The organism is Streptomyces sp. NPDC031210, assembly GCF_055570395.1.
In genome coordinates this window covers 213300-227312 of record NZ_JBVIHH010000009.1, presented here as the reverse complement: position 1 = coordinate 227312, position 14013 = coordinate 213300, and the positions used below count along the sequence as shown (strand labels likewise).

General features: G+C 68.6%; 11 protein-coding genes and 3 pseudogenes. 9 read left to right on the top strand and 5 right to left on the bottom strand.

Features of this window, described 5'->3' with window-relative positions:
* Window positions 1–22: 22 nt before the first annotated feature.
* From ACZ45Z_RS18900 to ACZ45Z_RS18875, 6 genes and pseudogenes are all read left to right on the top strand, one after another.
* The gene (locus tag ACZ45Z_RS18900; RefSeq protein ID WP_468363335.1) at window positions 23–700 is read left to right on the top strand and encodes a peptidoglycan DD-metalloendopeptidase family protein; all 678 of its coding nucleotides are present in this window, start codon (window positions 23–25) and stop codon (window positions 698–700) included.
* A gap of 398 nt (window positions 701–1098) precedes the next feature.
* Window positions 1099–1605, top strand: a complete 507-nt coding sequence (locus tag ACZ45Z_RS18895; protein WP_468363333.1) for a hypothetical protein — start codon at window positions 1099–1101, stop codon at window positions 1603–1605.
* Window positions 1606–2366: 761 nt separating this feature from the next.
* Window positions 2367–2812, top strand: a pseudogene (locus tag ACZ45Z_RS18890) (transposase family protein); the annotation flags it as partial.
* Between the two features lie 322 nt (window positions 2813–3134).
* Window positions 3135–3662 carry a CHAP domain-containing protein gene (locus tag ACZ45Z_RS18885; protein ID WP_468363332.1) on the top strand — a complete coding sequence of 176 codons (528 nt, stop codon included), beginning with the start codon at window positions 3135–3137 and terminating at the stop codon, window positions 3660–3662.
* Between the two features lie 306 nt (window positions 3663–3968).
* Entirely contained in the window at window positions 3969–4376 is a 408-nt protein-coding gene (locus ACZ45Z_RS18880) for a hypothetical protein (RefSeq protein WP_468363330.1), read from the top strand.
* A 387-nt stretch (window positions 4377–4763) separates the two neighbouring features.
* Window positions 4764–5357, top strand: a complete 594-nt coding sequence (locus ACZ45Z_RS18875) for a hypothetical protein (RefSeq protein ID WP_468363328.1) — start codon at window positions 4764–4766, stop codon at window positions 5355–5357.
* Window positions 5358–5780: 423 nt separating this feature from the next.
* Here the strand turns inward: ACZ45Z_RS18875 and ACZ45Z_RS18870 are convergent.
* The 5 genes and pseudogenes from ACZ45Z_RS18870 to ACZ45Z_RS18850 form a co-directional block, all read right to left on the bottom strand.
* Window positions 5781–6569, bottom strand: a pseudogene (locus ACZ45Z_RS18870) (inositol monophosphatase family protein); the annotation flags it as partial.
* A 110-nt stretch (window positions 6570–6679) separates the two neighbouring features.
* A complete protein-coding gene (locus tag ACZ45Z_RS18865) occupies window positions 6680–7183 on the bottom strand; it encodes a hypothetical protein (protein WP_468363326.1) in 504 nt (167 codons plus the stop codon).
* Window positions 7184–7482: 299 nt separating this feature from the next.
* Window positions 7483–7752, bottom strand: coding sequence for a hypothetical protein (locus tag ACZ45Z_RS18860; protein WP_468363324.1), 270 nt, complete (start codon window positions 7750–7752; stop codon window positions 7483–7485).
* Between the two features lie 49 nt (window positions 7753–7801).
* A complete protein-coding gene (locus ACZ45Z_RS18855; protein WP_468363322.1) occupies window positions 7802–8122 on the bottom strand; it encodes a hypothetical protein in 321 nt (106 codons plus the stop codon).
* Between the two features lie 177 nt (window positions 8123–8299).
* Window positions 8300–8554: pseudogene (locus tag ACZ45Z_RS18850) on the bottom strand (IS5/IS1182 family transposase); the annotation flags it as partial.
* A gap of 593 nt (window positions 8555–9147) precedes the next feature.
* Here ACZ45Z_RS18850 and ACZ45Z_RS18845 point away from each other — a divergent pair.
* From ACZ45Z_RS18845 to ACZ45Z_RS18835, 3 genes are all read left to right on the top strand, one after another.
* Window positions 9148–10023, top strand: coding sequence for an FKBP-type peptidyl-prolyl cis-trans isomerase (locus ACZ45Z_RS18845; RefSeq protein WP_468363320.1), 876 nt, complete (start codon window positions 9148–9150; stop codon window positions 10021–10023).
* Window positions 10024–10336: 313 nt separating this feature from the next.
* Window positions 10337–11233 (top strand): hypothetical protein, encoded by an 897-nt coding sequence (locus tag ACZ45Z_RS18840; protein WP_468363318.1) that lies wholly within the window; start codon window positions 10337–10339, stop codon window positions 11231–11233.
* Between the two features lie 571 nt (window positions 11234–11804).
* Window positions 11805–13874, top strand: coding sequence for a SpoIIE family protein phosphatase (locus tag ACZ45Z_RS18835; protein WP_468363316.1), 2070 nt, complete (start codon window positions 11805–11807; stop codon window positions 13872–13874).
* The last annotated feature ends 139 nt before the right edge of the window (window positions 13875–14013 follow it).

Below are 14013 nucleotides of genomic sequence, written 5' to 3'. Positions count from 1 at the left end.
ATTGTTCACGGGAGGATCGAGCGTGAAGCCAGCGGAAGTGGTGTCCCTCTCTGACACCCACCCCGGTGCGAGGAACGGCAGTGTCCTGACGGTGCAGGAGGCACTGGCGAAGGCTGTGGGCCTCGACTACTCGTCCGCCCCCGGCACGTTCGGCCCCCATACCAAGGCCGCCTACGCCAAGTGGCAACAGCACCTCGGATACTCAGGCAGCGACGCCGATGGCGTCCCGGGGAAGACGTCCCTCAAGAAGCTCGGAGCCGAGTACGGCTTCAAGGTGCAGGCGGGGGACGGAGACGAGGCGCCGTCGGGCGGCAATGTGACCTCACCGGTGCCGGGGCACGACATCAACTACGCCTACGGTGTGCCGAACGCCAGTTACCAGACGGGGTATCACACCGGAGACGACTACGCGGCGCCGGAAGGCACGCCGGTCGTCGCCGTCCGGAACGGCACCATCAAGTGGTCCGATGCTCAGGGCGGCGCCTACGGCAACTGGATCGGCCTCCAGGCGGACAACGGCCGCGTCTATGTCTACTGCCACCTGTCCTGGCGAAGCGTTCATCCCGGACAGGAGATCAAGGCCGGCCAGCGGCTCGGCAGGGTCGGGTCCACCGGAAACGTCACCGGACCGCACCTGCACTTCGAGGACCACCCGGCAGGCCCGTTCCGCTACGGCCACGATCGCAAACCGGCCTGGTGAGCAGGGACACCGACCGGTATCCCTGACCGCTGATCATGCGACACGCACCCTGGCCCCGGCGCCGTCCCTCCGGGGCCACAGTGGTGCGCCGGCCCTGCTGTCAGCACGCCCGTGACCCCTCAGGGATCAGGCGATCAAGCAGACCCGCCTGGGGGAGGGCTCAGGGCTCAGGGCTCAGGGCTCAGGATTCAGGGCTCATGCCGACAAGCGCACGGATCCCGGGATCCATGCCCGGGCATGGATCCCGGGCATGGATTGCCCGGCCTGTGTAACCCACCGCGGGAACCCAGGTGCAGCTAGGGTGCCGCGGGCTCAGAAAGATCAACTCAGAGGAAGTTTTCTATATGATTCGCCGTCATACACCTGCGCGCGGGGCACATTTGGCCGCCACTATTGGCGTGGCATTGCTCGCTCTGACCGGCTGCAACGACGACAGCTCAGCCGGCCGTGACGACGCCGGCTCGCACCACAAGGGTGAGCACAAGGCCCCCGCGGGCGACAGCAGCGCCTCACCGTCGCCCTCCGGCACCGGCTCCTCAGGAGCCACCCCCGGCCCTTCGTCCCCAGGCACCGGCTCCGCTGTCTCCTCCGCCTCCGCCACTCCCACCAACTCCCCAAACAGTGGCCCCCGCACGTCCTCCAACGACAAGAGGGTCAAGGTGCTCAAGTGCGCGGATAGCACTGCGGCCACGACTCTCCTCGTAGACAACTCCGAGGGTTCCGACGTCGATCTGCCCCTCGCCATCAAGATCAGGATTGTTGACGCCTCCGGTGGCGTCATTGAGACCGACAAGGTCTTCGTCTCGGTTCCTCCAGGCGAGACCCGGACCAAGAGCGTCAAAATGAACTTCACCAACCGAGCCTCCGAGGTCGCCCTCTGCGAGGTGAATGCCTCGGTCTACTAAAGGAAGGGGTGAGGATGCCGCGCACGGGAAACATGCCGACGGGCCTCCCCGCCCCACACGGATTCTCGTCGCGGCATCGCCCACTGGCCTCGCGCTACATCGTCCAGCCGGTTGGAGAGAGCGCCGGTCAGCCCTGGCAGTTGGGCGTCCTCCCAGATTGTGGAAGAACCGGCTCTCCCAGGGCCTGGGAGGCCGGACGGCGGTGCCGTTGGTTCGCGGCTGAGAGGCCCGTCTCGCAGCCGACCTGCTTGAGGAACAGCCCGTAGACCGCTCAGCCCGTAGACCGCTTGAGCGACAGCCTGCCCGCTGGTCACATCTGCGGCGGCGGCGAAGTGTTTCTCACTCGGTCCCACCCATTCCCACCCATGCGGTGTTGTGTGCAGAGGGGTCGGTCAGATCGCTGGCCCGGAAGACGCCGGCGGCCGAGCACTGGCGCGTGCGAGAACTGGCGCGTGCACGGTGGGATGTACGACGCGGTCAACCATACGGCTGTCTGGAGCCGCGCCGCCTGCGTCGGTTGCTTGCCTCCACGCCGTTGCCGCATGCCGCCGACGGGCGGATCGTGCTGGCCGTTGACGTGAGCAACCGGCTGCGTCCTGATGCCCGACCAGCCCGGAGTTGCTGTTCTGCCATGCCTACGGGCGGGGCCGCAGCGCCGACCAGTTCAACCCCGGCCGGGCCGTGGTCCTTCGTCGCCACGCTGAAAACGGGACGGGCGTCGTGCTGCCCCGGGCGGTCCACTTCGTCGACGCTTCGTCTTCCGGTCCGTGGGCGGGTCGCAGGCCCCTGTCGGTGAGGGAGGCAGACGTCCACTCGCGTTCGTCATCAGACCAGGCCGCCGGTGGGGTGATGCCCCACAACTGATCCTGGTCCTCGGACGCGTCCGTGTTCCCCCTTCCGGGAACGCGTCCGAGTTCCCCTTCCGGCGGGCGTCATCCGCGCACGCGCCCCGGCCAAGCCCGGCCACCCGGCCACCCGGCCACCCGGGTGACTGGGTGGCCGGGTGGCTGGGTGGCGACAAGGTGTACGCGTCCCGCCGGAATCGCGGATACCTGCGGCTGTCTGTCGGCAGATCAAGCACACGATTCCCGAGCGCACGGACTAGCGGGCCAACCGCCACCGCCGTTGGTAGCACTGGGCGGCCGACCCAACCGGCCACGACAACACCACCTACAACCGTCGCAACGAAGCCGAGCGAACAATCAACACCGCTCAACTGCGCGCCGTGCCTTGGGAGTTAGCGGGCCCCCGGCAGGAGCATCGGTTCGGCACCGTTTCAGGGCGGTTTCATCGCTGGCTTCTACGGTCCTTCCTGACGAGTTCGGCGCACGACGATCCGTCGCCGGAGCTGCTGCGCCAGGCCCGGTAAGCCAACCGGTGCGGGGGCGAGCTGGCCGAGTGGAGGCTGCGGAGCAGGCCCGGCCGGCGGCCGATCACCGGCGCCAACTCATCGCGACAGCGTCCAATCCCGCTGAACGGAGAGGAAACTCATGACATCCCGGAAGATGCGTCACCCAATCGTCAGGGGCATGGTGGTAGCAGCCCTGGCGATTCCTACCCTCATGCTGGCCACAGGCACAGCGTCGGCCGCGCCCGACGACATCGTGGCGATCGCGAACGCGAATCTCGACCATCACGCCTGTGACACGAACAGCGCGGGCGAGCAGGGCTACAACTCGAGCTGCACGGGCGACGGTGGCTCGCCGGAAAACTGGTGCGCCGACTTCGCGGCATGGGTATGGGGACAAGCGGGCTACAACGTCGACGGATTGACCCCGGCGGCGGGCAGCTTCGGACAGTACGGCGCAGGGCTGCATCCGGATCCCCACGTCGGCGACGCAGTCGTCATGAACTACGACGGCAACGGATACGCCGATCACGTTGCCCTCGTCACGGCGGTCAATCCCGACGGGACCATCGAGAGCATAGGCGGCAACGAGGTCACCAACGACCCGTCGACCTCCTCCGCCCACCACGACGGCCCCTACAACGGGGCGGTAGGCGACACCTCGTATTGGGGCATGCCGATCAGCGGCTACGTCTCTCCCGTTAACTAGCCTCAATCATCCGTGACGGTTCGCCGGTTCCGCCGGCGAGCCGTTCGGCTTGTGGCGCTGACGGTGGGCAGGCCGCCGGCCCGGTTGTCGTGCTGGGTGCGCGCCGGCGTCCACGGCTTCGGCCTCGGTACTGTACGAGAGCCCACCAGTAGACCGCCGGACACGGCCTGTGTGCGCGCCGTCCTGCACCGGTGCACAGACGACCTCGCGCCACCACTGATCCGGAACAGCTCCGAGGCGTGCGTATCGCTACCGTGGTGGAACCAAAACAGGCCGAGATGTGGGGGGTGGGCCGTGGTAGGTAGTTTGAGGCGGGCATATCGCGACTGGCGTCAGCGCAGCGAGTGGCGCAGGCACCTGGCTTCCCTGGAGTCGTGGCTGATAGTTGCCGCGCACAAGGCTGTCGTCCGCGGCATTGTCGACGCGCAAGGTTCTCCCTCCGGGCGCGCGTTCGTCGGGGTCCGGGACGTCCTCGCCGAAGTCCGCCACGACCTGCACGAACAGGCCACCCTGGGTGCCTTGTTCTCAGTGAGATCCCGAGGGGGCGGCCTGGACGAGGCGCTCGGCAAGGCGCGGGAGGACGAGCAGCGGGCGGACACCCTTGAGATCCCTGCCTGGACGGCTGCGGCAGCGCTGCGGTGGCATCTGGAGAAGCGCAAGCTCCCGATCGACACGGACGCCTACGATCCCGTCTACGATCGCCCCGATTCCTAGCGTGCCCAGCCGACGCGGGCCTCCCTCAACGCGCTGCCGCTCAGGGTCTGCGGATCCATCGTGGCGGTTCCCGTGGGACTGCGCGCCGAGACGCGTGACTGCGCAAAGTGCCCGGGCGCGCAGCAAACGGAACCGTCAAACGGGACCAGAGGGAGCACCCCACCAGCGCGTCGCTACCGATCTACGGCATCTGCGCAGACACCGAAACCCGCGAGTCCGCACGACAGGCAACGGTCATCGAGTGCCATCGCCGGCGCAAGGCGTGATCGTCGTCGACGTCCGGACCCCCTCGCCGCTGCACCGGTGGCGGCAAATGCCCTGGCCAAGCCCTGAGTTGTGCGGTGCAATGGACACCTTGGCCGGCAACTTCGGGGAGAGTGAGGGCTGATGGGAACGGACGGACAGGAACAACCGGCGCACACACCGAGCCGGGAGGACGTCCTGCAAGTGCTGGAGGCCCTGCCCCGACCTTCGCTCCCCTTCGTGATCGCTGACAAGATGGTCGCCCAGCGCAGCGGCGCGTTTGCCCAACGCGACTCGCCGCCCGTCTCGCCCAGGACGGTGCGCGAGCTTCTGCGCGAACTGGAGAAGGACTGTTTGGCCAAGGGGCACACACCGCACCAGTGGGAGGGCATCGGGATCAAGGTGCGGGGTGCCGATGTGGTCGTGCTCGGCATGCTGGGCGACGCCCAGCGGGCCCACAGCACCCTGGAGGAGCCGGAGAAATGGGCGGCTCTCGGACTGGACCCCCAGGAACCCGCACACCTGACCAAATTCTGGTGGTCGGTGAAGAATTGGCGAGAGGCCCAGGCGGCGGGGGTCAGGCGGTACCGCGAAGCCGAGCGCCGGAAGGCAGCCTTGCAGGCAGCCGAACAGGCCAGGCGGCACAGTCCACTGCGGGACGCGGTGGATTCAGTCCTGAGAGAACGCGAGAGGCTGTACAAGTCCCGCAAGCCCTTCGACGGCCCCCAAGGCGGGTGACCATGAAGCGGTGCAAGCCCAGTGGCGGGGGCGGGCTCCGGCGGGCGAGGCGAGACCAGCCTCGCCTCGCCCATGATGACCCGTTGAGCGTGGCTGGCGGACGCCGCTGGCTGCACCTATCTCGCCGGCAGCCGGCAGCCGGCCGGTGGCCGCTCAGCCGCCCACCCGCCCACCCGCCCGGCCGAGGACTCTGCGGCCGCCGACGTCACGGATGCGGCCGATTCTCGTGACGTCGATGTGGATCAATGCGCCTGGCCAGGTTCGCTGTAACAGCCGGCGGGCGCGCCGGTGGACGGTAGGGCCTGCCTGGTGAGTCATGAGCGGTGCAACAGGCGTAGGCACCCGGCCGACACCGAGGCCGATCTGAGCCTCCGGCGGTTCCCCTGCCCACCCCTCGGACATGTCTTGGCTTCGGCAGCTTCCGCCCCGGATCATCGACATCAGTAGCCCATGGGTCTCCGCGTCGGCGGCCACCACAAGCCCGCGGCCGGCCTGTCCGATGGGGGCGCCGTCGATTCCGGTGACGACACAGCCGGCGGCTCGGCACACAGCGATGCCGGCGGCGAAATGCACACTCCCGGACAGGTCACCGCCGTCGGTCACATACGCGGCGCGCTTGCCTGCCGCGACCCAGGCCAACGCCAGCGTCGTGGACACGACTCGCGGCCGGAACCGCTCGACGAACCCAGGGTGGGCCAGCAGGTCCACGGCCCGGAAACTGGGCGCGCTCGGAAACGGCGGATCCAGGTTGACGTCCACCATCTGACTGGCGGGCGTGGGCACCAGCCGCGTATCGACCCCGTCATGCCGCACCCAAGCGGCCTTACCGTCGGTGAAGAAGATCTCTCCGCTGAACGGGTCGGCAACCGCGGCCGCCCCCTGGCGCAGCGCAACGTTGACGGCCACCAGCATGTTCCCGACGGCGTAGTTCAGCGTGCCGCACAAGGGATCCACCAACCACTGGCGCACTGCGCCGGGCGCGCCCTGCTGCCCGCCTTCCTCGCCGAGTACCGCATCATCGGGCCGAGCAGCACGGATGACGCCCAGGACTGTCTTCTCAGCCTCCACATCGGCAGCGGTGGCGAAGTCCCCGGGGCCCTTGTCGATGCGGCTGAGCCGCCCGCCGTACATGTCGCGGACCACGTCCGCGCCGGAACGTGCGGCAGCTATCGCCACCCCGGTATCGTCAGGGCCCGCGTACGAGTTGGTCACGCCGTTCAGACTATCGGGGGCGAGGCTGATCCCACTGGTCGTACGCCGTGCGCACAGCAGCCGGATGGGAAGCGCGGCGAGAGGTGCGAAACCTTCAGACTGTCGCCCGATCAGCAGCTACGGCGCCGACGTCGGTAGTACGAGACGGTGACTGCCGCGAGCAATGGCCCCCAAAGAAACAGCGGCTGATAGAGGATGCCCACGACAAGGTTTCCGGTGTCGGTCATGTCAGCGTGCGCGAACGTCCACCACCAGGGGACGTTGGCCCACAGCACGGTCAGGCCCAGAGCGCCGAGGGCGGCCGGGACCGTGGCGGCCAGCGGCCGTACGGGGCGGCCGCCGATCAGCGGGATCCAGCGGGGGACAACCTCTCCCCATGGTCGTACCAGGCCGATCGTCAAAAAGGCCAGCAGCTCGCAGAGCACGCTCAGCGTCAGCATCGAGATCTTCGCGCCGGGTGTCTGAAACGGCCCGAAGTCCGCCTCCCGGTAGCCGGACGGATAGCCGAGGACCAGGGCGATGCGCCAGAGCCCGGACGGCAGCACCACCAGCGTGGTGAGGTGTGCGGCCCAGACCGCCCAGCGGGGCGGAAGAGTGGTGGGGTGCGTGGTCATGCGGCTGATCCTGCCGGGGCGCCCGGCCGTTGCCATCGGTATTCCGGAGGGCGGGCGATGGCCGCACGGCGGAGCGGCGGTCAGCCTCAAGGATGACGGCGGGCCGGATCGGATCAGTTGGGACAAGGTCCGGCATCCAGTCGTCCTGAACCAGACCAACGGAGAAGGTTCCCCCCCCCGCGCCTGGGGCGGGCAGGCCCCGCAAGAAGCCGGACGGCCCAACGGCCAGGAGCAGTCGAGCTGTTCCTGGCCGTTGGAGCGGATGGAGCCGGCGGATCGGCTACCGTCTCAGGTAGGTCTCACCGCACGTTGAAGTAGTCCTGCCAGGCGTCGTAGAGGGCCTGCCTGATGGACTGGTCGGCCTGTTGCGCCGCCTGATTGAACGTGCCGGTCACGCCGTAGTAGTAATAGGCGCCGTCGTTTGTCGCCATATGGTCCTCGGCGGAATTGTCCACGTGGCGGCTGAAATGGATGTTCGCGAAGGCGTTGACGGCGGTGCACACGTAGTACACCCAGTTTCCCGTCAGGTTTTCCATGGCGTTCGCCGGACGCCAGTCCTGCATCGGCATTACGATCCCCCTCTTCCTGGTCTTCCTGGTCCCGATCCCGGTCCTTGGATCAGACCGCGGACAGGCTGATGTCACCCGTGCCGCTGACCGTCATCTTGTAGTCCTGCGGGCTGTGCTGGACATTGGCGAGGACGAACTCCCCCTTGCCGTCGTCCCACTCGCCCTTCACCTTCCAGTCGTCATCCCAGATGATGCAGCGGCCGCGTCCGGTCTGGACGCTCAGCGGCTTCTCCTTGTGCTGCGAGATCCACGCATACGCGTCGCTGTGCGACCTCGGGCTCACGGACTGACTGTCCCCGGCGTGCTCTTCATTGAGGAAAGAGACGAAAGAGTTGGACTGGTTGTCGCAGCCCTTGATTCCGGTGGTCATGCGAATTTCCTCCCCTGAGCCGGGTCCCCGCGCCGCGTGGGCCCAAGCCCTTGCGGTCTTCCTTTGTGCGGGTTCCCGTGATTTGCGTTCGGTGCGATCGATGCCCTGTGCGGACACCGTGAGCACCTGGTCTGCTGAAAGCTTCGCTTGCCGGCCTAACGCCGCGCTGACGTCTCGCTAGCGTCCCGCTGACGCCCACCTGCGCCCGCAGCCGGCCTTGATCAGCTCAGTGATGCGGCTCGTACCGCACCGCGGTTCGCGCAGCAGGCGACCGGTCGTGCGGGTCGCCATGGCCTGTTCGCCGAGGACTCAGACCGTGGCCTGGGAGCGGTTGACGCCCTGCTGGCCTGCACAGCGGTCGCGCCACCGGCCGCGGTAAGGCGCGCGGACGGCACCTTCGGCGCCTTGGTATTAGCCCTTGTCAGCCCAACAAGGAAGGCGCGGGGGTCCATGACTCCTGGAGGGCGTCAGCGTGGAAGCCGTCCACCAACAGCCAAAGCCTGCCGCCTGAGTGATGGGTTCGCGTCGGATCCGTTTCCCTTCCGGGGCTACGTGTCACGCTGGCATAGCTGGGTGCCCAGGGGCGTGCGCTCGTAGAGCACGTTGCGGCCGTGTCGAGCCCGGGTGCGTTCGGCCGAAACAACGGCTCAGACGAACGTTGGGTCGACCACGGCCGCCGTCTTCGCCGTGCCGTTCAGCGCAGGCTCGTTGGAGCGAGGCGGACCCGTCGGACCGGGACGGGATCCGCACCGGTCGGGGTGCCTGGGACTGCGGCCGGCGAGTGCGGCCAACGTGTCCCGCGCTCGCGGCGCTGAGCGGCCAGCAGACCAGAGGCGAACCGAAGGGGTGGGCTGGACGGGTCGCTCGCGGCCGTGGCCGCCCGGTACGCCGACCCCGTAGGTGTTCGGTGGTCAGGGTCTTCGGAACCGCCCGCGACCACATCCGTGGTGTGGTCCGACACGGAGCCGTACACCCAGACGGGGTACGGCTCCGTGAATGGCCGCAGGGGCAGGGTGTTGCGCGTGATGCTGGCGCGCATGTACGTCACCGCGCTCGCCCGCACGGCCGCCCTCGGCCTTCTCACCGCGCTCGCCGTCGGGTGCGCCTCACCGGAGCGCGAGAACATCCCTGAGGTAAGTGGGGAGTTCGGGCAGCGGCCCACCGTGATCATCCCCGACCTGCCGCCGCCCGACGAGGCGCGGATGAAGGTCATCAGGGCGGGCGACGGACCCGTCACGCGCAACGGTCAGGTCGTTGTGACCGACGTCGACATGCGCCTGTGGGAGGGGAACAAGCCGCTCATGGACACCTACCGTCTTGCGCAGCCCACCGCCGCTGTCCTCGACGGCGAGCACGTGGCCCGCACCTGGGACCAGGCGCTGCTCAGCCGCCATGCGGGCAGCCGGGTTCTCATGCTGGCTCCGGCGACCCATGGATTCAGGGGACCCCACGGCATGGCGCCCGCGCAGGTCCGGCCGGGCAGCCATATGGTTCTCGTCTTCGACGTCATCGGCGGATACGGCCCCAAGCAGCAGGTCTGCGAGGCGAGTTCGGCCACCACGGACGGCAAGAACTCCGGGCCCGTGGTGCGGACTGAGCCCGGCAAGGATCCGCACATCACGTCGTGGGGCAGGGCGCCTCGCGAGGTGAGCATCCGCACGCTGGTGGCGGGCAAGGGCGCCGAGCTTGGTGAGGGCGACACCGCCGTGGTGCAGTGGTCGGGGCGCGCGTGGAGGAAGAAGGACCCGTTCGCCTCGACGTATCTGTGCAGCGGACCCAATGGATTCGTCGTCGAGAAGGGTGCGGTGCCGCCCGGTTGGTACGAGGCCCTGAAGGGCCGGCGGTGGGCAGCAGGCTGCTTCTCGTGGTTCCGAAGGACCACGACGCGTCGTTCACGATGACGAAGGGCGGCGTGGGTGTCCCTCGGGGCAGGGACGTCGCGTACGTCCTCGACATCCTGGACCGGCGTGGCCGCTAGGACGCCCGGCGCGAGAAGGCCCGGTCAGGAATTGCAGCCGTGGAAGCGCAGATACCTGGTCGCGGTGTTGTCTGGGCGGACTCTGTGACTCGCTCCAAGTGCGGCCGGATCACCGGCTCGGCAGCTCCGTTCGTCAACCCGTCGGGTGAGTTGGACGCCCGGAAGAGGGGAACCGGGGCAGCACGCAACGCTCCACTCTAAGTAATGACTCAATGACTTAGAGCAATTGTTCTTCATTGCATCGTCGCTTCGACACACCTGTACGTCTCGGCGATGGCCTTCAGGCCAACGCCTGGCAGGCGCGCCTCGGAGGGCTCGGGAATGTCAAGGACGCCAAGCTCTTCGAGGTGGCCGACCCCACCACTCCGTCGGCCTCCAAGAACCAGGAGGGTGGGGCGGGCTTGATCAACCTGGCGCCCGGGGGTGTCGGCATCGGGAAGGGTGCCGCCCTGTCCTCGCGTGCCTTCCGGAACGCCGTGCCACAGGCGGTCGCGGGCAAAGAGAAGGTCGCCTTCCGGGGCGCCGCGTACGCGGACGCGGGCGGCGCTTCGATGGACGTCGGCCTGCCGTACGTCGGCAATCCGAGGGGTGGCACCCAGCTATCGCCGATCGGCGTGCATGTGGACGCCTGCCGGGTCACCGCGTTCTCCCAGCCGGGCAAGCCGGTGCAGCTCGACGGTGGTGCCGCCCGCGGCTACATCTCCTTCATGGGCCAGAAGGTCGTCGACATCCCGCCGCTGTGGCCAGCCGACCTCGGCGCTCGCATCCCGGCTGACCAGAGCAAGGCGCCGTTCGCCTTGGTCACCACCAATGAGCAGGTGACCACGGACGAGCAAGGCCGCCCCACACTTGGTCCGGACAAGCACTACAAGTTCGACCCCAAGGCCACCAGCGGCTGCGTCAACGGCATCCACGTGAGCGTTCTCGGACCGGAGGTCGCCGATGCCACGATCTGGCACGCGGCCGTGAGCCGGGTCCCGCAGAAGACGGACAAGTTCAGCGAGACGCCGCAACTGCCGGGCTTCCTCCGGAGCATCCTCGGCAAGCCGGAGCAGAATGCCAAGAAGCCGCTGCCGCAATTCCCGCACGACGCCGGCTGGATCGAGGAGGGAACTGCCGGCGCGCCGGCGTAGGGCGAGCCTGCCGGCGTACGAGGAGGACGCGGACTGACGCATAGCTCGCTGCTCGTATGAGGGCTGGTGAGCTTGCTACGTGTCGGGCAGGTCGGAGCAGTTTGCCGGGGCGGCGTTCGCTCCGCTGGTGTGGCCGCTTGCGCTCCGGGCCAGGTCCTTCGCTGCTGTCGACAGCGGAGCGGCAGGCGCCAGAGGGAGCGAGACGTTTTCGGGTGGCCGACCGCGCTGCCGTCGGCGCTCAGGCCCCGGCGTATGGCGGTATGGCGTCTGCTGCCACCAGCCGGCGCCGGTCCGGCCACCTCAGGCGCGTCCTGCCCCACGGCTCGTACGCCCCGTGCATCGATGCGCTCTCGGCACCGTGGCCGATGGCCGCAGCGTGCCGCGCCAGCCATGGCCGGTCCGGTCCCATGGCCGATGCCGGCCGACGGCCCGGATGGCGGGACCGGCGGCCGTGTCCGCGCACGCAGGTGCTGCGGGAGCCACTGAAGCGGAGAGACGATGGGAGATGCCACGTCGCCCACGCAGGGGACGCGGTCGCCGCCGTGCCCCCTGGTGGAAGGAGCCGCTGGCCATGGACACAAACGGGATCCAGGCCGATCTCGCCTCCGCCGGCCGTGCGGAGCAGAGTGCCTCACCACCGGGTGGGCTGCTGGACATGCTGGGCGTGGCGGCCGGGGTGCTGGATGCGGACGGGCGGATCGTGTTCTGGAGTCCGCAGGCGCAGGCATTGCTGGGTTACAGCGCCGAGGAAGCGCTCGGCCAGTTCGCGGCGCAGCTACTGGTGGCGGAGGAGCACGTCGATGACGTGCTCCGCCTGTTTTCTCGGGTGATGGAGGGCGAAGGGACTTGGGCGGGCGTTTTCCCTGTGCGGCACAAGGACGGCGGCACGCGACTGCTGGAGTTCCGCAATATGCGGCTGCAGGACGACCGCGGTGATCTTTATGCCCTGGGGCTGGCCACCGATCAGGCAATGCTGCGGCGGGTGGAGCGGGACCTGGCGCTGTCCGTGCGGCTGGTCGATCAGTCGCCGATCGGGCTGGCTGTCCTGGACCGCGACCTGCGGTACGTGATGGTCAACCCGGCGCTGGAACGGATCAACGGCCTCCCCGCCGAAGAGCACCTCGGTCGCAGTGTGCGAGAGGCACTGGGGTTCCTCGACACCGACACTGTCGAGTCCACGATGCGGCAGGTCCTGGCCACCGGCACCCCGCGGCTGGACCAGTACACCGTCGGCCGCACCCGGGCCGACTCCGACAGCGAGAACGCTTGGTCGGTCTCGTACTACCGCCTGGAGGACTCTGGAGGGAAGGTGCTCGGCGTGGCCACCTCGGTGGTGGATGTCACCGACCGGCACCGCGCGACCCTGGAGGCCGACCGGGCCCGGCACCGGCTTTCGGTGGTCGCCGACGCTTCCGTGCGCATCGGCACCACGCTGGACCTGGATCAGACATGTCGCGAGCTGGCCGAGGTCTCGGTGCCGGAGCTCGCCGATATGGCCTCCGTGGACGTTCTCGACTCGGCCCTGGCCGGCGAGCACACCGCCATCCCCGCTCACGGACCTGCATTGTTCCGAGCCCTGGCCATAGCTGGGGCCTATCCCACCGATGCCGTCGACCCTCCCGGCGAAGTGGCCCGCTTCGACGCCGACCGTCTGGTCACCCGGGCGGTCAACACCAGCCGGCCCGTCATGGTGCCCCACGTGGGAGAGGCCGACCTGTCCCTCATCGCCCGCGACCCCCGCGCCGCCGCACTGCTGTCCCGCGCAGGCGTCCACTCCTATCTGGCTGTGCCGCTCATCGCGCGCGGGGAAGTCCTCGGTGCCCTCGACCTCGTACGCGCCCGCAACCCACAGCCCTTCACCGAGGACGACGCCACCTTGGCCGTCGAGCTGGCCGCTCGCGCGGCCGTCTGTATCGACAACGCCCGCTGGTATCAGCAGCAGCGCGACACCGCCCTCACCCTCCAGCGCAGTCTCCTGCCCGAACCGCCGCCGCCCCTGTACGGTCTGGAAGTCGCCTCCCGCTACCAGCCCGCCAGCACTACCAACGAGGTCGGCGGCGACTGGTACGACATCCTTCCCCTCCCCGCAGACCGGACCGCCCTCATCGTCGGCGACGTCATGGGCAGCGGCATCAACGCCGCCACCACCATGGGACGGCTGCGCACCGCCACCCAGACCCTCGCCGGACTCGGCCTCGAGCCCGCCCAGATCCTGCGCAACCTCGACCGGATCACCGCCGGGCTGGACCCCTACATCGCCACCTGCGTCTACGCGCTCTACGACCCCCACGCCGCGCAGTGCCACATCTCCACCGCCGGACACCCTCCCCCCGTCCTCATCCGGTCCGGCCACGCCCCCGAACTACTCGAACTCCCCACCGGCGCACCGCTCGGCGTCGGGGGCGTCCCCTTCCACACCACCACCGTGGACATGCGCCCCGGTGACCAACTGGTCCTCTACACCGATGGCCTGATCGAGACCCGTGACCAGGACATCGACACCCGCCTGAGAGCCCTGCTCACTCTTCTCGACGGCTCACACCACAACCTCGAAGAGACGTGTGACCGTCTCCTGGACGCATTGCGCCACCCCTACGACCACGACGACGTCGCCCTGCTCATCACGCGCATCCGCCGATAAGCCTCGCGCGACCAGCCACAAGCCGAATTTGTCGCGCTACCCGGGAGCACTCGCTTGCGATTCCAGTCGTAGCGATCGCTCCTTCAAGGGCGCGACATGCCCGTCACCGTTCCCGTCCGCCCGGGACTCCGCAGCGCTT

What these genes read in the sequence shown, in the direction of transcription:
- ACZ45Z_RS18885 (WP_468363332.1), top strand. Translation starts at nt 3,135, where the DNA reads ATGGTGGTAGCAGCCCTGGCGATTCCTACCCTCATGCTGGCCACAGGC.
- ACZ45Z_RS18875 (WP_468363328.1), top strand. Translation starts at nt 4,764, where the DNA reads ATGGGAACGGACGGACAGGAACAACCGGCGCACACACCGAGCCGGGAG.
- ACZ45Z_RS18865 (WP_468363326.1), bottom strand. Translation starts at nt 7,183, where the DNA reads ATGACCACGCACCCCACCACTCTTCCGCCCCGCTGGGCGGTCTGGGCC.
- ACZ45Z_RS18860 (WP_468363324.1), bottom strand. Translation starts at nt 7,752, where the DNA reads ATGCCGATGCAGGACTGGCGTCCGGCGAACGCCATGGAAAACCTGACG.
- ACZ45Z_RS18855 (WP_468363322.1), bottom strand. Translation starts at nt 8,122, where the DNA reads ATGACCACCGGAATCAAGGGCTGCGACAACCAGTCCAACTCTTTCGTC.
- ACZ45Z_RS18845 (WP_468363320.1), top strand. Translation starts at nt 9,148, where the DNA reads ATGCTGGCGCGCATGTACGTCACCGCGCTCGCCCGCACGGCCGCCCTC.
- ACZ45Z_RS18835 (WP_468363316.1), top strand. Translation starts at nt 11,805, where the DNA reads ATGGACACAAACGGGATCCAGGCCGATCTCGCCTCCGCCGGCCGTGCG.